The sequence below is a fragment of the Luteibacter sp. 329MFSha genome, assembly GCF_900111665.1.
GTDB lineage: Bacteria > Pseudomonadota > Gammaproteobacteria > Xanthomonadales > Rhodanobacteraceae > Luteibacter.
The window spans coordinates 903,192-923,877 of sequence record NZ_FOJE01000001.1 but is presented as its reverse complement, the minus strand read 5'-3'; the positions used below and the strand labels follow the sequence as shown (position 1 = coordinate 923,877).

The 20,686-nt window shown below is 67.1% G+C and carries 21 protein-coding genes; 13 read left to right on the top strand and 8 right to left on the bottom strand.

The annotated features are described in order from the left end of the window. Window positions 1-46 precede the first annotated feature (46 nt). From BMW54_RS04065 to BMW54_RS04050, 4 genes are all read right to left on the bottom strand, one after another. Window positions 47-793 carry a glucose 1-dehydrogenase gene (locus tag BMW54_RS04065; RefSeq protein WP_090053186.1) on the bottom strand — a complete coding sequence of 249 codons (747 nt, stop codon included), beginning with the start codon at window positions 791-793 and terminating at the stop codon, window positions 47-49. 136 nt (window positions 794-929) lie between these two features. Beyond that, window positions 930-1,163, bottom strand: a complete 234-nt coding sequence (locus BMW54_RS04060) for a hypothetical protein (RefSeq protein WP_090053185.1) — start codon at window positions 1,161-1,163, stop codon at window positions 930-932. Beyond that, window positions 1,160-1,348 (bottom strand): DUF3606 domain-containing protein, encoded by a 189-nt coding sequence (locus tag BMW54_RS04055; protein ID WP_090053183.1) that lies wholly within the window; start codon window positions 1,346-1,348, stop codon window positions 1,160-1,162. The genes BMW54_RS04060 and BMW54_RS04055 overlap by 4 nt, the downstream gene beginning before the upstream one ends. Before the next feature lie 63 nt (window positions 1,349-1,411). After that, complete coding sequence (locus tag BMW54_RS04050) at window positions 1,412-1,933, bottom strand: demethoxyubiquinone hydroxylase family protein (protein ID WP_217642595.1); 522 nt, start codon at window positions 1,931-1,933, stop codon at window positions 1,412-1,414. A gap of 225 nt (window positions 1,934-2,158) precedes the next feature. Between BMW54_RS04050 and BMW54_RS04045 the strand changes: the two genes are divergently transcribed. Then, complete coding sequence (locus BMW54_RS04045; RefSeq protein ID WP_175472754.1) at window positions 2,159-2,707, top strand: methyltransferase family protein; 549 nt, start codon at window positions 2,159-2,161, stop codon at window positions 2,705-2,707. Window positions 2,708-2,796: 89 nt separating this feature from the next. Next, entirely contained in the window at window positions 2,797-3,264 is a 468-nt protein-coding gene (locus BMW54_RS04040) for a nuclear transport factor 2 family protein (RefSeq protein WP_175472753.1), read from the top strand. A 214-nt stretch (window positions 3,265-3,478) separates the two neighbouring features. On the opposite strand, the gene BMW54_RS04035 is transcribed toward BMW54_RS04040, so the two are convergent. Continuing rightward, a complete protein-coding gene (locus tag BMW54_RS04035; RefSeq protein WP_090053179.1) occupies window positions 3,479-4,906 on the bottom strand; it encodes a sugar porter family MFS transporter in 1,428 nt (475 codons plus the stop codon). Then, window positions 4,903-5,706, bottom strand: coding sequence for a nucleoside/nucleotide kinase family protein (locus BMW54_RS04030; RefSeq protein ID WP_254779051.1), 804 nt, complete (start codon window positions 5,704-5,706; stop codon window positions 4,903-4,905). The genes BMW54_RS04035 and BMW54_RS04030 overlap by 4 nt, the downstream gene beginning before the upstream one ends. 86 nt (window positions 5,707-5,792) lie before the next feature. Between BMW54_RS04030 and BMW54_RS04025 the strand changes: the two genes are divergently transcribed. The 11 genes from BMW54_RS04025 (at window position 5,793) to BMW54_RS03975 (ending at window position 17,606) form a co-directional block, all read left to right on the top strand. Continuing rightward, window positions 5,793-7,706: a glycoside hydrolase family 76 protein gene (locus BMW54_RS04025; RefSeq protein ID WP_254779049.1), complete on the top strand. Its 1,914-nt coding sequence runs from the start codon at window positions 5,793-5,795 to the stop codon at window positions 7,704-7,706. A gap of 312 nt (window positions 7,707-8,018) precedes the next feature. Beyond that, on the top strand, window positions 8,019-8,978 hold the full coding sequence (locus BMW54_RS04020; RefSeq protein WP_090053176.1) for an acyl-CoA desaturase: 960 nt from the start codon (window positions 8,019-8,021) through the stop codon (window positions 8,976-8,978). A 1-nt stretch (window position 8,979) separates the two neighbouring features. Then, the gene (locus BMW54_RS04015) at window positions 8,980-10,251 is read left to right on the top strand and encodes an NAD(P)/FAD-dependent oxidoreductase (protein ID WP_090053174.1); all 1,272 of its coding nucleotides are present in this window, start codon (window positions 8,980-8,982) and stop codon (window positions 10,249-10,251) included. Next, window positions 10,248-11,018, top strand: coding sequence for a DUF1365 domain-containing protein (locus tag BMW54_RS04010; protein ID WP_090053173.1), 771 nt, complete (start codon window positions 10,248-10,250; stop codon window positions 11,016-11,018). The genes BMW54_RS04015 and BMW54_RS04010 overlap by 4 nt, the downstream gene beginning before the upstream one ends. A 53-nt stretch (window positions 11,019-11,071) precedes the next feature. Next, window positions 11,072-12,301: an SAM-dependent methyltransferase gene (locus tag BMW54_RS04005; RefSeq protein ID WP_090055660.1), complete on the top strand. Its 1,230-nt coding sequence runs from the start codon at window positions 11,072-11,074 to the stop codon at window positions 12,299-12,301. After that, window positions 12,298-13,086 carry a DUF1295 domain-containing protein gene (locus tag BMW54_RS04000; RefSeq protein ID WP_090053171.1) on the top strand — a complete coding sequence of 263 codons (789 nt, stop codon included), beginning with the start codon at window positions 12,298-12,300 and terminating at the stop codon, window positions 13,084-13,086. Before BMW54_RS04005 ends, BMW54_RS04000 begins: the two co-directional genes overlap by 4 nt. Further along, window positions 13,083-14,168, top strand: a complete 1,086-nt coding sequence (locus BMW54_RS03995; RefSeq protein ID WP_090053169.1) for an SAM-dependent methyltransferase — start codon at window positions 13,083-13,085, stop codon at window positions 14,166-14,168. Before BMW54_RS04000 ends, BMW54_RS03995 begins: the two co-directional genes overlap by 4 nt. An 11-nt stretch (window positions 14,169-14,179) precedes the next feature. Continuing rightward, window positions 14,180-14,731, top strand: coding sequence for a lipocalin family protein (locus tag BMW54_RS03990; RefSeq protein ID WP_090053168.1), 552 nt, complete (start codon window positions 14,180-14,182; stop codon window positions 14,729-14,731). A gap of 19 nt (window positions 14,732-14,750) precedes the next feature. Beyond that, window positions 14,751-15,380, top strand: coding sequence for a sigma-70 family RNA polymerase sigma factor (locus BMW54_RS03985; protein WP_254779047.1), 630 nt, complete (start codon window positions 14,751-14,753; stop codon window positions 15,378-15,380). Then, window positions 15,377-16,033 carry a ChrR family anti-sigma-E factor gene (locus BMW54_RS03980; RefSeq protein WP_090053165.1) on the top strand — a complete coding sequence of 219 codons (657 nt, stop codon included), beginning with the start codon at window positions 15,377-15,379 and terminating at the stop codon, window positions 16,031-16,033. The genes BMW54_RS03985 and BMW54_RS03980 overlap by 4 nt, the downstream gene beginning before the upstream one ends. 7 nt (window positions 16,034-16,040) lie before the next feature. After that, window positions 16,041-17,606, top strand: a complete 1,566-nt coding sequence (locus tag BMW54_RS03975) for a cryptochrome/photolyase family protein (RefSeq protein WP_090053163.1) — start codon at window positions 16,041-16,043, stop codon at window positions 17,604-17,606. A gap of 12 nt (window positions 17,607-17,618) precedes the next feature. Here the strand turns inward: BMW54_RS03975 and BMW54_RS03970 are convergent, their stop codons facing one another. Together BMW54_RS03970 and BMW54_RS03965 are read right to left on the bottom strand one after the other, a co-directional pair. After that, window positions 17,619-19,883, bottom strand: a complete 2,265-nt coding sequence (locus tag BMW54_RS03970; RefSeq protein ID WP_090053162.1) for an FdhF/YdeP family oxidoreductase — start codon at window positions 19,881-19,883, stop codon at window positions 17,619-17,621. A 203-nt stretch (window positions 19,884-20,086) separates the two neighbouring features. Further along, complete coding sequence (locus BMW54_RS03965) at window positions 20,087-20,662, bottom strand: isochorismatase family protein (protein ID WP_090053160.1); 576 nt, start codon at window positions 20,660-20,662, stop codon at window positions 20,087-20,089. Between the last annotated feature and the right edge of the window lie 24 nt (window positions 20,663-20,686).

Sequence of the window (20,686 nt, the reverse complement as noted above, 5' to 3'; positions counted from 1 at the left end):
GCGCTGCGCGGATGGCGCGCCTCGCGGCACGCCATCCGCGGACGGTTTAGCGCAGGCCGCCCGTCGAGAGGATCAGCTCGCCGGTGACCCAGCCCGCGTCGTCCGACGCCAGGAAGGCGACGATCGGAGCGATGTCTTCCGCCTTGCCGATGCGCCCCAGCGGCGTCTGGCTTTCCATGGCCGTCTGCAGTTCCGAGCCGATGAAGCCGGCGGTGTGCGTACCTTCCGTCTCGATCATGCCCGGGTTCACCGAGTTCACACGGATGCCGCGCGGGCCAAGCTCGCGCGACAGCACGCCGGTGATCGCGTCAACGGCGCCCTTCGTGCCCGAATAGATCGCGCTTTCCGCCGGAACGACGCGGGTGACGGCCGAACCGATGTTGATGATGCTTCCGCCCTTGCCCAGGTGCGGAGCCGCCGCGCCGGCCACGAGCAGCAGGCCGAGCACGTTGATGTCGAAGATCTTGCGATAGAGCTCTTCGGTCGTCTCTTCGATCTTGGCGAACTGGTACACGCCGGAATTGTTCACGACGATGTCCAGACGGCCATACGTATCGATGGCCGTCTTGATCAGCGCATCGACCTCGGCCTTGTTGCTGACGTCGGCACCGACCGCGATGGCCTTGCCGCCTGCCGCCTCGATGTCCGCGACCACCTTGTCCGCGCCCGCCTTGCTGGAGGCGTAGTTGACGACGACGCTGGCACCATCGGCCGCGAGCCGGCGCGCGATGCCGGCGCCGATACCCTTCGACGCGCCGGTGACGATGGCGACCTTGTCCTGAAGCTTGCCCATGCTCGATTCCTCAAAGTGACGCCAGCCCGACATGGGCCAGCTATTGCTTCACTTGGAGGCATGAGTCGCCAAGACTATTGCATCGTCGAGAACAATGCCTTTGACTGGCGAGCATGGAATCGCCGCCACGGCGTCCTTAGTAAGGCACGGTGATCGGCATCCATCCGCCCGACGCGGTTTCCTTCAGCACCTCGACGAGACGACGATCGTTCTCGCGGGACTGCGTCGCCCGCTCGAGCGCGTACTCGACGGCGGTGCCTTCCGTCCCGAACGTCCGCACGACGCCGCCTGGCACCAGGACACGCCAGAAACGTTCGTTCATGCCGGGAAAGAAAATGAAGATACGGCGCTGCTTGTTGTCATCGTTCACTTGCGACGCAGCCTGCGGATCTCCGCGCGCACGGCCCAGGAATCGACCCCGACGGACATGACGGCCTTCAGCAACACCTTGTCGCTGACGCCGAGGACCCGGGTCCAGTAGCGCATGTCGGACCGCAGGCAGGTGTTGACCCGGGTCAGGTCGTCGGGTCGCGCGACAAATACGGCGTCGGTCATGTGCTTGGTCTCTGATGGAGACCCGCTATGACACACAGGGTGTTACATGGGTGTGATACGGCCTCAGAGCCGCATCCCCAACCAGATCACCGCCTCGGTCGCCGCGGTGACGACGGGGTGGATCACCCGGAACCACAGGCCGGTGTCGGCCACGTGCGATGCCGCCTGGTCGTGATGCATCTGCTCCTCCGAGACGATGGCCGAAATGGCGACAACCGCCGCGTCGTCCACGCCGCAGAGTTCGAGACGCTGACTCGTGAGGTGGCGCAGCACGACGCTCTCCACCGCGACCGTCGTCGCGGATATGGCGGCACGCCCGAACAGACCCGTGATCAGCCCGAGCGTCAGCCCGCCCAGGCCGCATAGCCAGTAGCTCCTGCAGCGGCGCTGCCCCCTGCGCGCCAGCTCCGCGGCGAAAATCGCCCGGTGGCCGCGCTCGTGCGAGCGAAATTCGACCAGCTCCGGCACGAGCTCCCGGGCAAAGACCTTTGCCACTGCAACCTGCCCGGTATAGATCGAGATCGCTCCGAACTCGCCCGCATGATCGACCTTGAGGATCCGGTCGGCCCGTTTCGTTCGTGCCATGGCTTGCCTTTCCGGCATCGCATCCCTCGACATTCGCCATCCCGACCATGTGACGAGGCGGCGCTCCGGCCCCGTGTCCCCGCGGTTCGTCCCTCGCAGGGGGCCGACCGTCCCGGCAAGGATGCCTGCACGCCGCCGGCACGCCAAGCTTGACGTGCGACACCTCATCATCCCCAGCCAGAACAAGGACGACGCATGCCTCCTCTTTTCGAACACGGGCTCCGCATGAGCTGGCTTTCGGTTCTCGCCTACTGGCTCTGGGCCGCGCGCACCGCCAGGCCCTCCATACAGAAGGAACCGCTTGCGCGGCGTATCGCCGTTTACTGGCTGCCGCTGATCGTTGCCGGCGTCCTCCTTGGCCCCAGCGAGTGGTTCGAAGGTTCACCGCTACGCGAGCAATTCGTCCCTCACACCCCGCTGGTGTATTCCGTCGGCCTCGCGTGCTGCGTGGCCGGTGCCACGCTCGCGATCGTCTCGCGGATTCTGCTCGGACGGAACTGGAGCGCGACGGTGGACCTCAAGCGCGAGCACGAGTTGGTCACCGCCGGCCCGTACGCCCTGATCAGGCACCCCATCTATACGGGCTTCCTGCTCCTTTTCCTCGGCAACGCCATCATGGTGGGCGACTGGCGTGGATTGCTGGCAGTGGCGATCGTCTTCGCATCCTTCTGGCGAAAGCTGCGGCTGGAGGAACGGTGGCTCGGTGATCACTTCGGGAGCACTTACCTCGACTACCGGGCTCGCACCAAGGCCCTGATCCCGAAGCTGCTCTAGCCGCGCGGCCTCGGCGAACTGGCTATCGTCGTCTGCACCCGTCCATACTCGGTCAGAGACATCGACAGGGGGATGAGTGCGTCATGGGGATGAAATGGCTTGCGGCCGCGGTGGCGGCTCTGTTCTGGCTTCCGGTCGCGCACGCCGACGACGCGGCGGGCGCGCTCACGACCACGGTCATCGGGCTCGACACGTCGTTCTTCGACAGCTTCAACCGCTGCGACCAGCCGGGACAACTGGAGAAGCATGCGGCGCTTCTGGATCCGAAGATCGAGTTCTATCACGACAACGGGGGGGTGAGCTGGACGAGGGACGAGTATCTGGAGAAGACGCGGAAGAACGTGTGCGGCCACTTCCACCGGAAGCTGGTCGAAGGCAGCGTCCATGTCTATCCGATCAAGGATTTCGGCGCGATCGAGGAAGGCGAGCACATGTTCTGCGATGTGGGCGCCTCCACGTGCTCGGGGATCGCGAAGTTCGTGATCGTCTGGCACAAGCTTCCCGCGGGCTGGCAGGCGACGCGCGTGCTCAGTTATGGGCACCGCGCGCTTCCTTAGATGTCCTGATACGGATGCGCCCGAGCCCGTATCGCACGCGCCGCCGCCCGATCAGGGACCGGGGCCGTGGACCCCGGCGTACGCCGGGGTGACGGTGAGGGCGAACCGTGCGGCTCGTCGCACCGGGGTACGCCGCTGCCTACGGCGAAGCGATCGGTTGTCGCCACATCACGACCAGATCAGCCTGGCGGGACCTTCAGGATCGCGCCGCGACTCACGACTGCCGCGCCGCCCGGGCCAGGCGCTTCTGCTGGTACGGGTAGAAGCGATCCTCGCGCAGTTCGTGTTCGATCTCCTCGAGGCTCTTGCCCATGGTTTCGGGCAGCAGGTAGTAGATGAAGACCAGGGCCGCGACCGAGATGGCCGCGTACAGCCAGAACGTGTGGGTGGCGCCCAGCCAGGTCACCAGCGAGAGCGTGGTCAACGTCACGATCAGGTCGAAGATCCAGTGGCTGAAGGAGCCGAGGCTCGCGCCCTTGCCGCGAACGAACAGCGGATACACCTCGGCATTGATCAGCCAGATGCACACGCCGAAACCGCCGCAGTTGAGCATCATGTAGGCCGCGAGGCAGCCGACGGTGAGCCAGCGGCTGAAGTCGGTCTGCGGACCCGCGCCCTGGAACAGGTAACCCATCAGCAGCAACGCCACGATCGAACCGGGAATCAGCCACAGCAGGTACTTGCGCCGGCCGATCCGGTCGACGAGGAAGCTTCCGATGACCGTCATGATGACCACCAGCACCGTGCTGGCGCCCGTGCCCAGCACCGCGGCCTGTTCGGAGAAGCCGGCCTTGGTCAGGATCGTCGGGGCGTAGTAGATCAACGCGTTGTTGCCCGTGATCTGCGAGAACATGGAGATGCCCGCGCCGACGATCACCGCGGGACGAATCCACGGCTTCGCCAGATCCTTCCACCGGCCGGTCGGTTCGGTCTGCGACACCGTCTCGATCTCGGCGATCTCGGCACGCGCCGCCGCGGTGCTGCCGCGAACGCGCTCGAGCACCTTCATCGCCTCGTCCTTGCGATGTTCGGCCATGAGCCAGCGCGGGCTCTCCGGCAGGAACGCCATGCCGGCGAGCAGGATCAACGCGGGAATCAGGCCCAGGCCGAACATCCAGCGCCAGTGCTCGCCGAGCGCGAAGCCCGTGAAGTACGCCACGGTGATGCCGAACACCACCATGAACTGGAACAGCACCACCATCTTGCCGCGGTGCTTCGGCGGCGCGACCTCGGCGATGTAGACAGGAATGATCTGCGTCGAACTGCCCGCCGAGAGGCCGAGCAGGAAGCGCGCCGCGATCAGCCAGCCCACCGACGGCGCGAGCGCCGAGGCGATGGAGCCCAGCGCGAAGAGCACGCCGACGAAGATCACCATGCGCCGGCGCCCGAGCCGGTCCGACAGCGGACCCGTGAGCAGGCAGCCGAACAGCGCGCCGAAGATGATGGCGCCCGTGACGAGCTGTTTCGTGGTGTCGTCCAGCGCGAACTGCCGGCCGAGACCGAGCAGCGCGACACCGATGACGCCCGTGTCGTAGCCGAACAACAGGCCACCGAGCGCCGCGATCACCGCGATGCCGATGACCACACCGTTGCGTGGGGTGGCGTCGCTCGCCACCGACGCAGAAGACGTTACCGCGTTCATGCAGACTCCAGGGGAAGGGTTCGTGCGCGGAAATCCGCGCGATGCGCCGTGGCGGCGATGCGCCGGGCGTTCGGTTCGTCGGTGGTCTCGATCCAGTCCAGCGCGGCCTGTCGCGACCGACCGAAGCGCATGTGGCGCTCCAGCAACTGCGCGTGGCGTCGGGCGTCGTCGACGTCCACGAACCACGTTTCATCAAGCAGCGGACGCACGTCGGCCCATGCGCCCTCTTCCATCAGCAGGTAGTTTCCCTCTGTGACGACCAGCCGCACGTCCGACGTTACGGCGATCTCGCCGGCGATGGGCTCCTCGATCTCGCGATGGAAGGCGGGCGCGTAGACGGTTTCGCCCTCGATGGGCTCGCGCAACCGCCGCAGCAGGGCCACGTAACCGCTGGCGTCGAAGGTATCGGGAGCGCCCTTGCGCGATGCCCGCCCCAGGCGCCGCAATTCCGCGTTGGCCAGATGGAAACCGTCCATGGGCACGTTCACCGCGATGTCGGGATAAGTCGCGAGAACTTGCGATGCGAGCGTGGACTTGCCCGATCCCGGTAAGCCAGCGATGCCAAGGATGATGCGGCCGCCGTGCCCGAGCAATGCGTCGAGCCGCGCGCGTGTGGAAGCGTCGATCATTCGTGTGAAGGTAGACCTGGATTTGTCAGCGTACGATGAAAGCGATCCGTCACGAGAACACCCGCAGGCATCGCTTGCCTTGACCGGGTTCTCACTTTCGCAAGAAATCCTCTGCAACACTCCGTGGACTCGCGCGAGCCGTTGCCTCTTCCGGCCGTCCAGACGGCGCAATGCGATGACAGGGCAACCGGACCTCCACCCACGGTCCGGTGACGACTCCATCCCGTTGTGGGTATTCAGAGGGAGCGCTCCAGATCATGAAGTTCCGCGCATTACGCTCGCGTGTCCAGACGGTGCTGGCCGTCGCCAGCCTGACGGTACTCACCGTCGCCTTTCCCTCCATGGCCGCCGAGCAGGAGCGCGGCCTCGACAGATTGACCGAAGGCCCCGTCGCCATGGCGCGGGCCCGCGTGGCCGCGGACGTGCTGATGAGTTCCTACGACCCCGAGAAGGCGTGGTTCCCATCCAGCTGGTGGAATTCCGCCGTCGCCCTGCAGACCATCGGCGACTACATGCAGCGTACCGGCGACCGCCGCTACCTCGGCCAGCTCGACAACACCTTCGAGAAGGACAAGGGCGTCTTTCCCGCGGGTGTGCTCTCCGGGGATCCGCTGCTGGGCAATTTCACCAGTCGCGCGATCGACGATTCCGAATGGTGGGGACTCACCTGGATCCAGGCCTACGACCTGACCCGGGATCCGAAGTACCTCGACATGGCGGTGACCATCGCGAACTACGTCAATGGCTACTGGGACACCGGCACCTGCGGTGGCGGCGTGTGGTGGGACGGCGAGCGCACGTACAAGAACGCCGTCACCAATGGCCTGTGGATCCGCCTCACCGCCGAGCTGCACAACCGGATTCCCGGCGACACGCTCTGGCTGGGCCGGTCGCGCACCGCGTGGGCCTGGTTCCAGGGCAGCGGCATGATCAACGCCGATGGCCTCGTCAACGACGGCATCACCCAGGCGTGCACCAACAACGGCCAGACCGTGTGGAGCTACAACCAGGGCCTCGCGATCGGCGCGGGACTGGAACTGTGGCGCGCCACCCGCGATCCATCGATCCTGACCACCGTGCGCCGCCTCGCGGACGCCGCGATCGGGCCGAAGGGCCTCGTCACCGACGGCGTGCTGACGGAAAGCTGCGACGCTTCGGACCAGCGTTGCGACGACAACGCGAAGCAGTTCAAGGGCATCTTCATGCGTTACTGGACCGATCTGGTCGACACGACGCATGACGGCGGCTACGCCGCGTTCCTCGATCGGCAGGCCGAGGGCATCTGGGCCAACGATCGCGATGCGGCCGGTCGCCTCGGCACGCGCTGGTCGGGTATCACCAACGACGATCATCCGAACGTGTTCGACTGGCGCACGCAGGCCAGCGCGCTCAGCGCGCTGATCGGCGACGTGCCGGCCTTCACCCCGATCGAGTCGCTCGCCGCCACGCTCTCGCCGGCCCAGCCGGTGGTGATTCCCGCCGCCTCGGGTGCGACCGCCATACCCCTCGAACTGCGCGCCTCGGCCACCGGCTACCTGCCGCTGCTGACGCTCGTGTCGGTCGACGCGCCAGCCGGGTGGAGCGCCACGCCGCGCGCGAAGCTGCTGACGCTCAAGCCGCGCGGCAATGCGAACCCGGTGAGCGGGACGCTGCCCCTGCAGGTCACCGTGCCGAGCCAGGCCACCGACGGGCATCACACGGTGACGGCGAAGCTCGTCGCGGGACTGCTGCGCTTCAGCACGGAGGCCGATGTGCTCGTCGCGCACACGATCGACTTCGACACCGGTACCGTCAACGAGAACCCGTGGCTGTTCGATCCCGACCGCTCGCAGAGCAACGGCGTGCAGAACCGTTTCGCCGACGGCAATGCGCACTTCACCTATCGCTTCCCGTTCCCGGCCGACACGACCGCCGCCCAGGTGACGCTGACCATCGACGCGGAATACCTCGTGCAGGCCAGCTCCGATAACGAGACCTGGACGACGGTGCTGCACGAAACGCGCCCGATCACGGACGGCTCGAACAAGGGCGTGCAGACGATCGATCTGACGCCGTTCCTTCGCGCCGGTGCCGATGGCACGAAGCCGGTGTACCTGAAGGTCTCGGACTCGTTCCCGAACGATGGCTGGGGCGGCCGCGTTTATCACGTGACGGCGAATATCGTGGAGTAAGGCGTCCGGGCCTGGGGCTCCTCACAAGAAGCCGGGTCCACCTGCTGTTGTTGGAGCGGACCTGGCCGCGATGCTCTTGAAGCCGGCCGCCACAGGCCCTGCGGCTCTTCGCGAAAAGCTGTCGCGGCCAGGTCCGCTCCCACAAGAAGCTCGGCTGCTGTTGGAGCGGACCCGGCCGCGATGCTCTTAAAGCCGGCCGCCACAGGCCCTGCGGCTCCTCGCAAAAAGCCGTCGCGGCCGGGTCCGCTCCAACGTGCATCCGATCGGCCGCCATTTGCGTAGAGGTCCTTGAGAACGTTCAGGGACCCACCGATGAAAGTCAGCGACACGCACGACGAAACACCGCCCGGCGCGGGTCGCGGCCCCTGGCTGAGCCTCCGCCAATGGTTCGACGGCGGGGCGGCCCCGGTAGCGGGCGTGGACGCGCGACGCATCGACTGGGTGCGCGCCCTGCCCTTCATCGGCATGCACCTGGCCTGTCTGGCCGTCTTCGTCGTCGGCGTGTCGTCCATAGCCGTGGCCGTCGCCGTCGCCCTCTACGCCGTGCGCATGTTCGCGCTGACCGGCTTCTACCACCGTTATTTTTCCCATCGCGCCTTCCGCACCTCGCGCGCGACGCAATTCGTTTTCGCGCTCATCGGTGCGGCATGCGTCCAGCGTGGGCCGCTCTGGTGGGCCGCGCACCATCGCCATCACCATCGGCACGCCGACACGCCGCTCGATCCGCATTCGCCCTCCGTCCATGGGTTTCTCTGGGCCCATGCGGGCTGGTTCCTGACGCCCGCCGCGTTCGCGACGGACCTGAAGCGCCTGCCGGATTTCCGCGAGTACCCCGAACTGCGCTGGCTGGACCGCTACGACCTGGCCGTTCCCGTGGCGCTCGCCGCGGCGCTGTTCGCGCTGGGCAGCATCCTGAAGACCCACGCCACCTCCCTCGGAACATCCGGCCCGCAGATGCTGGTGTGGGGATTCTTCGTCTCCACCATCGTGCTCTTCCACGCGACGGTCACCATCAACTCGCTCGCGCACCGGTTCGGTTCGCGGCGTTTCGACACCCGCGACGACAGCCGCAACAACGTCTGGCTCGCGCTGCTCACCTTCGGAGAGGGCTGGCACAACAATCACCACTACTTTCCAGGCTCCGCGCGGCAGGGTTTCCGCTGGTGGGAGGTGGACATCACCTGGTACGGCCTGAAACTGATGCAGGCCCTCGGCCTGGTCTGGGACCTGAAGCAGGTCCCGGCGTGGGTCCACGACAAGGCGAGGCATTGATATGCGGATCGCCATCATCGGCTCGGGCATCTCGGGCCTCGCCAGCGCCTGGCGCCTGAGCAAGGAGCACGAGGTCACCCTCTACGAGGCGAACGATTACCTCGGCGGACACACGCACACGCACGCCATCGAACTCGACGGCCGCGGCTACCGTGTGGACACCGGATTCATCGTGCACAACCCCGTGCATTACCCGTTGCTCCATGCGCTTTTCGACGAGCTCGGCGTGACGTCGCGGCCCACGACGATGAGCTTCTCGGTACGCAACGCCGGCACCGGGCTGGAGTACAACGCCACGACGCTGGACACGCTGTTCTGCCAGCGTCGGAACCTGCTGTCGCCGCGCTTCCTCGGCATGGTCCGCGACCTCACGCGTTTCTACCGCGAGGCGCCCTCCGTGCTCGACGGCCCCGCGCCCGGCCCGAGCCTGGCGGATTACCTCGCGGAACGCGCCTACGGTGCGGCCTTCCGCGACGAGCACCTGATCCCGATGGCATCGGCGCTCTGGTCGTCGCCCGCGGCGACGATCATGAAGTTCCCGGTGCGCTACCTGGTGCGCTTCATGGCCAATCACCAGATGCTGCAGATCGCCGGTCGTCCCCAGTGGCAGGTCGTCGAAGGCGGTTCGAACACCTACGTCGCGGCGATGGCCCGGCGCTGGAACGTGGACGTGCGCCTGGGATGCGCGGTCTTCCGCGTGGCCCGGCACGAGGGACACGTCGAGGTGCAGACCTTCGCGGATACCCAGTCGTTCGACCACGTCGTGCTCGCGTGCCACAGCGACCAGGCGCTTCGGCTGCTCGGCGACGCCTCCGACCGCGAGCACGAGATCCTCGGCGCCATCCCGTATCAGCGCAACGACACCGTGCTGCACACGGACGCGAGCGTGCTCCCGCGCCGGCGCAAGGCCTGGGCGGCCTGGAACGCCGTCATTCCCGCGACGCCGGACGACCAGTGCACGGTCAGCTATCACATGAACCAGTTGCAGGGCATCGACTCGCCGCGCCCCCTGATCGTCAGCCTCAACCAGACGGCCACCATCGACCCGGCGCACGTGCTTCGCCGCATGAGCTATGCCCACCCGGTCTACACGCACGCGTCGGTTCGCGCTCAGGCGCGGAAGGCGGAGATCCAGGGCCAGCGGCGCACGTGGTTCGCCGGTGCGTACTGGGGCTGGGGCTTCCACGAGGACGGCATGCGCAGCGCGGCGGAGGTCGTGTCCGCGCTTTCGGGCCATCGCGCCGCGCACGATGCCGAGAGGGTCCCCGCATGAGCGGCCTGGCGAGCGCCGTGTACGAAGGCCGCGTGACGCATCGTCGCTTCAGCCCCCGTGCGCATGCGTTCACCTACCGCATGGCGCAGTTGTACCTCGACCTCGACGAGATCGACGAGCTCTTCCGCTCGCGATGGTTCTGGTCGGTGAACCGGCCCAATCTCGCGCAATGGCGTCGCGCGGATTACCTCGGGCCGGCCGAGGTGCCGCTCGCCGACGCCGTGCGCGACCGCGTCCTCGCGCACACCGGCCGCCGTCCGACCGGGCCCATCCGGCTGCTGACGCACCTGCGTTACGGCGGCTACGTCTTCAATCCCGTCAGCTTCTATTACTGCTACGCGGACGATGGCGTGACGCTCGAGACGATCGTCGCCGAGATCACGAACACGCCGTGGGGCGAACGCCATGCGTATGTACTGCCCGTCGACGACGCGTCCGTGAACGGACGCGCGATGGGCTGGCGGTTCGACAAGCGTTTCCACGTCTCACCCTTCATGGCCATGGCCCGCCGCTACGACTGGCGCTTCACCGCACCCGGCGACGACCTTCGCGTGCACATGCAGGTAAGCCAGGGCGATGCGCGCGAATTCACGGCCACGCTGGTGCTGGAACGTCGACCGCTCGACGGCGGCTCGCTCGCCCGCGTGCTGTGGCGCTACCCGCTGATGACGGCGCAGGTCATGGGCGCCATCCACTGGCAGGCACTTCGCCTGTGGCTCAAGCGCGTGCCCGTGCACGACCACCCCCTTTCCGGAGACCTCACGTGAACGAGCTCGTCAAGGATTCAGCGCTGGGCGCATCCCCCGATGTCGTGTCCGCGATGGACCGCTTCCTGCGCCGCCGCCTGCTGGACACGCTGGCCACCCTGCGCGACGGCCCGCTCACCGTGCGCGATCCGCTGGGCGTCGAGGTGCTCGGTCTCGACCACGCGGGCGCCCTGTCCGTGGAGATCGTCGTGCACGACATGCGCTTCTACCGCCAGCTCGCCACGCATGGCAGCGTGGGCGCCGCGGAGGCGTTCATCGACGGCTACTGGCAGTGCAACGATCTGGTCGGACTCGTCCGCCTGCTGGTGCGCAACCGCGACCTCCTCGACGGCATGGAAACGGGCATGGCCCGCCTCGGTGCGACGGCCCTCCGCGCGTGGCACGCGCTGCGCGAGAACACGCGCTCCGGCAGCCGGCGCAACATCGCGGCGCATTACGACCTGGGCAACGCGTTCTTCCGCCTCTTCCTCTCCGACGACCTCATGTATTCCTCGGCGTTCTGGACCGACGACGGCGATACGCTGGAGACCGCCTCGACGCGCAAACTGGACGTGATCTGCCGCAGGCTGGGCCTGCGCCCCGGCCTGCGCGTCGTCGAAATCGGCACCGGCTGGGGTGGCTTCGCGGTGCACGCCGCGACGCATTACGGCTGCCACGTCACCACGACGACGATCTCGGCGGAACAGTACAAGCTCGCCTGCGAACGCGTGCAGGCCGCGGGCTTGGGCGACCGCGTGACGGTACGCCAGGACGACTACCGCGACCTCGAGGGGACGTACGACCGCGTGGTCTCGATCGAGATGATCGAGGCGATCGGCGCCCGCTACATGGAGACGTACTTCGCGAAGATCGGAAGCCTTCTCTCGCCCGACGGGATGGCCCTCGTCCAGGCCATCACGATCGAGGACCACCGCTACGCCCAGGCGGTCGCGTCGGTCGATTTCATCAAGCGGCATGTCTTCCCGGGCAGCTTCATCCCTTCGATCAGCGCGATGCTCGCCGCCAAGACGCGGTCGAGCGACCTCGCGCTCGTGCAGCTGGAGGATTTCGGCCTCTCCTACGCGCGCACCCTGCGCGAATGGCGTACGCGCTTCCTCGCCCGGCTGGACGAGGTGAGGCGGCAGGGCTTCGACGAGCGCTTCGTGCGCCTGTGGGAGTTCTATCTCGCCTATTGCGAAGGCGGCTTCCTCGAACGTTCCATCGGCGTCTCTCACCTGTTGCTCGCGCGACCGGAAGCCCGCCCGGCCGCCGCCCGTTGGGGCGCCGACACGGTGTCGCCATGAGTGCCGGAAGTCTGCTCCTGCTCGCCGTGCTGATGATCGCGATCATGACCGCGGGCTGGGTATGGCAGCGACGTCACCGGAACGCCGGCATCGTCGACGTGCTCTGGGCGAGCGGCCTGGGCATCGCCGCCATCCTCCTGGCGCTGATGGGCGACGGCGCGGCGGTCAACCGCGTCCTGCTCGCGGCCTTCGGCGCCGCGTGGTCCGCGCGACTCGCGCTGCACCTGTGGAAACGCGTGCGTCACGAAGGCGAGGACGGCCGCTACCGCTACCTTCGCGAACACTGGAACGGCAGCCAGACGAAATGGTTCCTGTTCTTCCAGGCCCAGGCGTTGCTGGTCGTGCTCTTCGCGCTCCCGTTCCTGGCCGTCGCCGCGAACCCGCGGGTGTCCATCGGCTGGATCGTGCTCGCGACCGTCGTCTGGATCGTGAGCATCGCCGGCGAGGCGATCGCCGATCGTCAGCTCGCTCGGCATCGCGCGCAGTCGGCGCATCGCGGCAAAACGTTCCGCGGCGGACTCTGGCGCTATTCGCGGCATCCGAATTACTTCTTCGAATGGGTGCACTGGTTCACTTACGTGGCGCTCGCCATCGGTTCGCCGATGGGATGGCTGGCCTGGAGCGGTCCCGTCGTCATGTACGCGTTCCTGCGCTGGATCAGCGGCATTCCGTTCACCGAGGCACAGGCGGTGCGGTCGCGCGGCGACGACTACCGCGAGTACCAGCGCACCACGCCGATGCTGATCCCCTGGTTCCCCTCCCACGCCAAAGGAGCGTCCCGATGAACGCCGCCGCCGTATCCCGCGAACTGGCCGCCGACCGCGCCGGGCCCGGCCTGCTAGGCCTCGCCGAACGCGGCCTGCTTCCCGATTCGCTGATCCGCCTGGGCATCCGCCGTCTCTGCGAGCAGCGACTGCGCGAATGCGAACAGGGTGATCCGCAGGAGCGAAAGCGACGCCATGCGGCCCTGATGGATGCCCTCGCGCAGGCGCCCCTGGCGATCCACACGGAAGAAGCCAACGCGCAGCACTACGAGGTGCCCACCGCCTTCTTCCAGCAATGCCTCGGCGCGCGGCTCAAGTATTCGTCCTGCTATTTCCCCGACGCCACCACGACGCTGGACCAGGCCGAGGACGCGATGCTGCAGCTCTACGCGGAGCGCGCGGGCCTCGCGGACGGACAGTCGATCCTCGAACTGGGTTGCGGCTGGGGTTCGCTCACCCTCTGGATGGCCGCGCGCTATCCGCGCGCGCGCATCACCGCCGTGTCCAATTCCCACTCGCAGCGCATGCACATCGAGGCGGAGGCACTGCGCCAGGGCCTGACGAACATTCGCGTCATCACCCGCGACATCAACGCGCTGGATCTGGAAGACGACCAGTTCGACCGCTGCGTGTCGGTCGAGATGTTCGAACACGTGCGCAACCATCAGGCGCTGTTCAAGCGCATCGCGCGCTGGCTCCGGCCGGGCGGCGCGCTGTTCGTCCATATCTTCGCGCACCGGCACGCCGCCTATCTCTTCGACACCGAAGGCGACGACAACTGGATGGGACGGCACTTCTTCACGGGCGGCATGATGCCGGCCATCGATACCCTGCTGTGGTTCCAGCACGATCTCCGGATCGACGGCCAGTGGCTAGTGGACGGCACGCACTACGAGCGCACCGCCAACGCCTGGCTCGCCAACCAGGATCGTCACCGCGACGCGATCATGGACGTATTTTCGCGCGTCTATCCGACGCGGGCCCTCGCCCGGCTATGGTTCCAGCGCTGGCGCATCTTCTGGATGTCGTGCGCGGAACTGTTCGGCTACGCCGGGGGCCAGGAATGGCTCGTGGCCCACTACCGGTTCATCCGTCAGTCCTGAGGAGAAGCACCATGGCATCGATCACCTCCCGCCTGGGCAAGCTGCTGTTCGTCGCCTGGCCCCTCACCGCCTGCGCCTCGGGCGCGCCACCCGTGCCGCGCGCGGCCGAGGTCGACGTCTCGCGCTACATGGGCGACTGGTACGTCATCGCCTCGATCCCCTCGCGTCCCGAAAAAGACGCTGTCAACGCCGTGGAATCGTATCGACTGGCCCCCGGCGGGAAGATCGAGACGACGTTCCGCTATCGCAAGGAAAACGTTCGGAACGACCTGAAGACGATCCACGCCACCGGCTACGCCGACGCGTCGACGAAGAACGCGGTCTGGGGCATGCAGTTCATCTGGCCCATTCGCGCCCAGTACGTCATCGCCTGGGTGGACCCGGACTACCGATCGGTCGTGGTCGCGCGGGACAAGCGCGATTACGTGTGGATCATGGCGCGCACCCCCACCATGGGCGACGCCGAGTACGCCCAGCTCGTCGCGAAGGTGGCGGCCATGGGTTACGACGTGGGCAAGCTGCGCAAGGTACCGCAGCAGTGGCCGGAACCGAAGGCGCGATGATCGTCGCCAAACCGCTATCATGCGCATGCATCCACTAGTTCCCGTCACCCCGATCCAGGCTGCCCGGCGCATGACCCAGACGGCTTCCCCGCATACCGACGATCCGGTCTACTGGTCGGCCCAGGTCACCGCGGTCGCGTCGCGCCGCGACGTGGACGCGTTCATGCGCATCTTCGCGCATTACGGCCCGCGGCTTCAGCGCTACCTGGTGGGTCTCGCGGTGCCGGCGCCACAGGCCGAGGAGCTGGTGCAGGAAACGATGCTGCGGATCTGGCGGCGGGCCGCCATGTTCGACCCCTCGCGCGCCAACCTGTCGACGTGGATGTTCCGGATCGCACGGAACCTTTATATCGACAGCGTGCGCGGCGAACCGCACTGGCTGCCGATACAGGACGGCCTCGATCGACTGGACGAACTGCCTGGCGAGGACGGCACGACCAGCACGGAGGCCTATGCCGACGGTGTCGGACTGGACCGCGCCATCGACGGGCTGCCGCCCCAGCAGGCCCGCATGATCCGCATGTCCTACTTCGAGGCCAAGAGCCACAGCGAAATCGCACGCGAGCTCCACCAGCCGCTGGGCTCCGTGAAATCGAACCTGCGCCGCGCCTTCGCCCGGCTGCAGGCGGCCATGAGAAACCGACCATGAACCCGCACCACCATCCCGACATCGTCACGCTGATGGGCTATTCGTCCGGCGGCCTGTCGGTCGCCTTCGCGGCCGTGGTCTCGGCGCACCTGAGCGTCTGCCATCTGTGCCGCGATCGCCTGCGCGCCACCGACACGATCGGCGGCGGTCTGCTCGGGCAACAGGAGGGGCTCGCACTGTCCGAGGGCGCCGCGGAGCGCCTGCTGGCGAAGCTCGAACACACCGAACCCGATACGCCGACGCCTCCGCCGGAGTCGCGGCGCCACGATCCGGACGAACTGCCGGAACCGCTCTGGCCCTACTTCGGCTCTTCCTACAAGGCGCTCCGCTGGAAGTGGATCGGCCCGGGCATCCATCACATCCGCAGCCATGGCACCGACGACGGGCACCTGATGCTGCTGCGCGTCGCCCCCGGGCGCAGCCTGCCCATGCACACCCACGGCGGCAACGAACTGACGATGATCCTGCGTGGGGCGTACGACGATACGCTCGGCCACTTCGCGCCGGGCGACGTGGCCGACCTCGACGAGGACACCGAACACCAGCCGGTGACCGCGCCGGGCGTGCCGTGCATCTGCGTCGCCGCGACGGATGCGCCATTGCGCTTCTCGGGCTGGATGGCACGCGCGCTGCAGCCTTTCGTGCGGCTCTAGGTTCCGCATGCCCTCGGGCCTCCGGCACCTCGTCGTCATCCTGGGCGACCAGCTCAACCGGGATTCGCAGGCGTTCGACGATTTCGACGCCACGACCGACCGCGTCTGGATGGCGGAACGGCGCGGCGAGTCGGAGCACGTGTGGTCGCACAAGGCGCGCACGGCGTTGTTTCTCTCCGCCATGCGGCACTTCGCGGCGTCGCTTCGCGACGACGGCATCCCGCTGTCCTATACCCGCATCACGGACGCCGGCCCTGACGACCTCGTCGCGCATCTTGCCGAAGCGCTGAGGACGCTCCGTCCGCGCCGCGTCGTCCTCGTCAAACCGGGCGAGGAACGCCTTCGCGAACGCATCCGCGCGGCCGCGGGCGACTGCGGCGTCGACTACGTCGAGCGCCCTGACCGGCACTTCCTGGTGTCGACGGACGACTTCGCGACCTGGGCGAAGGGCAAGACGCAGCTGCGCATGGAACACTTCTATCGCTGGATGCGCCAGCGCCTCGGCGTGCTGATGGACGCGGGCAAGCCGGTCGGCGGCCGCTGGAACTTCGACGCCGAAAACCGCAAGAGCTTCGGCAAGCAGGGCCCGGGGTGGTTGCCGCCTCCGCGGGCCTTCGCGCCCGATGCGACGACGCGGGAGGCGCTGGACGACGTCGCGGAGTGCTTCCCGGACCACCCCGGAAGCCTGGACGCGTTCGACTGGCCGGTCACACGGGACGACGCGCGGCTCGCGCTCGCCGACTTCCTCGATCGTCGCCTGGCCGCGTTCGGCCAATGGCAGGATGCCATGTGGACCGGCGAGCCCTGGCTCTATCACGCACGTCTTTCATCGTCGATGAATCTTCGCCTCATCTCGCCCCGGGAAGTGGTCGACGCCGCGCTGGAGCGCTTCGCGCGAGGCGAGGCGAGCCTCGCCTCGGTGGAAGGATTCGTGCGCCAGGTCATCGGCTGGCGCGAATTCGTGCGCGGCGTCTACTGGCTCGCCCCGAAGAAGCTGCTCGCATCCAATGCGCTGAAGGCCAACGCGCCCCTGCCCGACTTCTACTGGACCGGCGATACCGACATGGCCTGCCTGAAGGAAGCGATCGGGCAGACGCTGCGCACGGGCTACGCGCACCACATCCAGCGCCTGATGGTCACCGGCAACTTCGCGATGCTTCTCGGCGTCGAGCCGCGCCTCGTGCACGAGTGGTACCTCGCCATCTACGTGGACGCGGTGGAATGGGTGGAGGTACCCAACACGCTCGGCATGAGTCAATTCGCCGACGGCGGCCGGATGGTCTCCAAGCCGTATGCCGCCTCGGGTCGCTACATCCAGCGCATGAGCGATTACTGCGATGGCTGTCGCTACGATCCTTCGAAAGCCACCGGCGACGACGCGTGTCCGTTCACGACGCTCTACTGGGATTTCCTCCACCGCCATCGCGAACGCTTCCGGCACCACCCGCGCGCGGCGCTGCAATGGCGTTCGCTGGATCGGCTCTCCGATCCGCAGATCGCCGCCATTCGTGAGAAGGCCGCGACGCTGCGCGCGGCATGGGCGACCGGCGGCCAGGGCGAACCGGCGCCCTGACCGCGACGCGCGTCACCCCGCCCGAACGATGCGCACCGGGATGGACTTGTACGACGGCGTGCCGCTTTGCCGGTCGTGGTGATCCAGCGGGCAGAGATTGTTCGCTTCCGGGTAGTACGCCGCGACCGAACCACGCGCGATGTCGTGCGCGACGGCGGTCAGGCGTAGACAGCGGTGTTCTTCGCCGCGCAGGGCGGTGGACACCTCCACCACGTCGCCATGCGCCACGCCCAGGGCCTCGAGATCGTCCTCGTTGACGAACAGCACGTCGCGCCGGCCGAACACGCCGCGATAGCGATCGTCGAGGCCGTAGATCGTGGTGTTGTACTGATCGTGGCTGCGCAGGGTCGTGAGCATCAGCGCGTCCGGCGCGGGAAGCGCGGAATCCTCGGGCATGGCCGCCGTGATGAATTCGGCCTTCCCCGAGGGCGTATGCCATACCCGCTCGGTCGGGCCCAACGGCAACCGGAACCCGCCGGGCTTGCGGATGCGCGCGTTGTAGTCGCGGAAGGCCGGATACACGGCCTCGATCTTGTCCCGGATCGCGTCGTAGTCGGCGATCAACCCCGCCCAGTCGACCTTGCTCTCCGGCAACGTCGCCATCGCCATGCCCGCGACGATCGCCGGCTCCGAGCGCAGGTGCTCCGAGGCGGGCTTCAGCTTGCCGCGCGACGCATGCACCATCGACATCGAATCCTCGACGGTGATCGACTGGACGCCGCCCGCCTGCACGTCGAACTCGGTTCTCCCGAGCACGGGCAGGATCAGCGCGTCCTTGCCGATCAGCAGGTGCGACCGGTTGAGCTTCGTGGCGAGGTGCACGGCGAGATCGAGATTGCGCATGCCCTTGAAGCTCACGTCGCTATCGGAGAGCGCCACCGAGAAATTGCCCCCGAGGCAGATCAGCACCTTGGCCCGGCCCTCCGCCATCGCCTTCATCGTGGCGACCGCGTCGTGCCCGTGCACGTTCGGCGGCCGGAATCCGAACACCTTCTCGACGTTGTCGAACATCACCGGGTCGATCTTCTCGGTGATGCCCACCGTGCGGTTGCCCTGCACGTTCGAATGGCCGCGCAAGGGGCAGATGCCGGCGCCGGGCTTGCCGTAGTTGCCACGCAACATCAGCAACGCGGCCGCCTGCTGCACGTTGTGCGTGCCCCGGTCGTGCTGGGTCAGGCCCATGCCGTAGGTGATGATCGTCGCGCTGGAGCGGACGTAGGCATCGGCGATCTGCGTCATGGCATCGCGCGTCAGCCCACTCGCGAAGACGATCTCGTCCCATGAGGCCTGGCGCAGCTCTTCGGCGAACGGCTCGAAGCGATGCGTATGCTCGGCGATGAACGCGCGGTCGAGCACGTCCTCCCCGGCGTCCGCGCGCTCGAGCACCGCCTTCATGATCCCGCGCAGGGCCGCGCTGTCGCCACCCACCTTGGGCTGGTGGTACGTCGACGCGATCGGCGTGGCGCTGAAGCTCATCATCTCGATGGGATTCTGCGGATCGGCGAAGCGTTCGAGCGCGCGTTCCTTCAGGGGATTGAGCACGATGATCGTCGCGCCACGGCGCGCGCATTCGTGCAGGGTGCCCATCATGCGCGGGTGGTTGGTGCCCGGATTGTGGCCGATCGCGATGATGAGCTCGCAGTGGTCGAAATCGTCGAGCGACACGGTGCCCTTGCCGACGCCGATCGCTTGGGGGAGGCCGACGCTCGTGGCTTCGTGGCACATGTTCGAGCAATCGGGAAAATTGTTCGTGCCGTACTCGCGGGCGAAGATGTTGAACAGGAAGGCCGCCTCGTTCGACGCACGCCCCGAGGTATAGAACTCGGCCATGTCCGGCGAGGCCAGTCCGCGCAACGTCGCGCCGATGCGCGCGAAGGCGTCGTCCCACGCGATGGGCACGTACGTATCGCTGGCCGCGTCGTATGCCATGGGGTGGGTGAGGCGTCCGTGGTTCTCCAGCTCGTAGTCGCTCTGCGTGAGCAGTTCCGTCACGGTGTGCGCGGCGAAGAACTCCGGCGTCACGCGCTTCTTCGTCGCTTCCCAGGTCACCGCCTTCGCGCCGTTCTCGCAGAACTGGAACGTGGAGGTATGGTCCTTGTCCGGCCAGGCGCAGCCCGGACAGTCGAAGCCATCCGGCTTGTTCAGGCGCAGAAGCAGCCCCGGCGCCTCGGCCACGCGCATCTGCTCCACCACCGCCTTCGCGGTAGCGCGTAACGCGCCCCAGCCCCCGGCCGGCGCGTCGTAGCGGTTGATTCCTGGAATACGCGTGTTCCCCATGACGACGATCCTCTATGGGATCGACGTCGAGGCGACACTCGCCATCGGATGACCGCCGATCCATCCGTCCGTTATCGCAGCCCTGCCCGATTCCTTTCTTGAACGTCCTTCCCTCCGGACGATGGCAGGGCCCGAAACGCGCGTCGCCGTTCGAGGGTGAGCCACGCGCGGACTCACCCCCGGCGAGCGACGGCCGGCGTGTCTCAATGGTAGCTGAGGATGCCGGAGAGCTTCTGTCCGAGTGGCGTGCGCCAGTCGACGGCCAGCTCGGAGATCAGCTGGTCGTGGGTCGTGATCACCGCGCCGGCCTGTTGCATGCGGCGGAGCGCGATGTCGTCGCCGCATCGCGTGTTGGAGGCGGAAGCGTCCGCCGCCACCTGCACCTCGTAACCCTCGTCGAGCATCTGCAACACAGGAAAGAGCACGCAGATCTCCGTGGTGATGCCCGCCACGACGAGCTTCTTCCTGCCCAGCGCCTTGACGGCATGATTGAACGCCTCGTGGTGCATCGCGTTGACGATGCCGGGACGCTTGATCCGTTTCTCGAACGCCTCGGGCAGAATCTCCTTCAGTTCGAGAATCAACGGCCCTTGCGCATGGTCTTCCATGCTCGATGTCAGGACGACGGGCAGACCGGCACCCGCGGCGATCTTCGCGAGCTTGGCCGTGTTCGCCTTGACGAGGTTGATGTCATGCGAGTGGGTCCACGACATCGTGCCGACCTGATGATCGATCAGCACCATCGCCGCGTTGTCGGGCGTGTAGGCGTTCTTGTGCATTGCGGGCTCCTTGATGGCTTGGGG

Coding starts and splice junctions, on each gene's coding strand:
- BMW54_RS04005 (WP_090055660.1), top strand. CDS start 11,072: ATGGACCGCTTCCTGCGCCGCCGCCTGCTGGACACGCTGGCCACCCTG.
- BMW54_RS04000 (WP_090053171.1), top strand. CDS start 12,298: ATGAGTGCCGGAAGTCTGCTCCTGCTCGCCGTGCTGATGATCGCGATC.
- BMW54_RS04035 (WP_090053179.1), bottom strand. CDS start 4,906: ATGAACGCGGTAACGTCTTCTGCGTCGGTGGCGAGCGACGCCACCCCA.
- BMW54_RS04045 (WP_175472754.1), top strand. CDS start 2,159: ATGAGCTGGCTTTCGGTTCTCGCCTACTGGCTCTGGGCCGCGCGCACC.
- BMW54_RS04065 (WP_090053186.1), bottom strand. CDS start 793: ATGGGCAAGCTTCAGGACAAGGTCGCCATCGTCACCGGCGCGTCGAAG.
- BMW54_RS04040 (WP_175472753.1), top strand. CDS start 2,797: ATGAAATGGCTTGCGGCCGCGGTGGCGGCTCTGTTCTGGCTTCCGGTC.
- BMW54_RS04020 (WP_090053176.1), top strand. CDS start 8,019: ATGAAAGTCAGCGACACGCACGACGAAACACCGCCCGGCGCGGGTCGC.
- BMW54_RS03990 (WP_090053168.1), top strand. CDS start 14,180: ATGGCATCGATCACCTCCCGCCTGGGCAAGCTGCTGTTCGTCGCCTGG.
- BMW54_RS03970 (WP_090053162.1), bottom strand. CDS start 19,883: ATGGGGAACACGCGTATTCCAGGAATCAACCGCTACGACGCGCCGGCC.
- BMW54_RS03975 (WP_090053163.1), top strand. CDS start 16,041: ATGCCCTCGGGCCTCCGGCACCTCGTCGTCATCCTGGGCGACCAGCTC.
- BMW54_RS03985 (WP_254779047.1), top strand. CDS start 14,751: ATGCGCATGCATCCACTAGTTCCCGTCACCCCGATCCAGGCTGCCCGG.
- BMW54_RS03995 (WP_090053169.1), top strand. CDS start 13,083: ATGAACGCCGCCGCCGTATCCCGCGAACTGGCCGCCGACCGCGCCGGG.
- BMW54_RS04010 (WP_090053173.1), top strand. CDS start 10,248: ATGAGCGGCCTGGCGAGCGCCGTGTACGAAGGCCGCGTGACGCATCGT.
- BMW54_RS03965 (WP_090053160.1), bottom strand. CDS start 20,662: ATGCACAAGAACGCCTACACGCCCGACAACGCGGCGATGGTGCTGATC.
- BMW54_RS04055 (WP_090053183.1), bottom strand. CDS start 1,348: ATGACCGACGCCGTATTTGTCGCGCGACCCGACGACCTGACCCGGGTC.
- BMW54_RS04050 (WP_217642595.1), bottom strand. CDS start 1,933: ATGGCACGAACGAAACGGGCCGACCGGATCCTCAAGGTCGATCATGCG.
- BMW54_RS04025 (WP_254779049.1), top strand. CDS start 5,793: ATGAAGTTCCGCGCATTACGCTCGCGTGTCCAGACGGTGCTGGCCGTC.
- BMW54_RS04015 (WP_090053174.1), top strand. CDS start 8,980: ATGCGGATCGCCATCATCGGCTCGGGCATCTCGGGCCTCGCCAGCGCC.
- BMW54_RS03980 (WP_090053165.1), top strand. CDS start 15,377: ATGAACCCGCACCACCATCCCGACATCGTCACGCTGATGGGCTATTCG.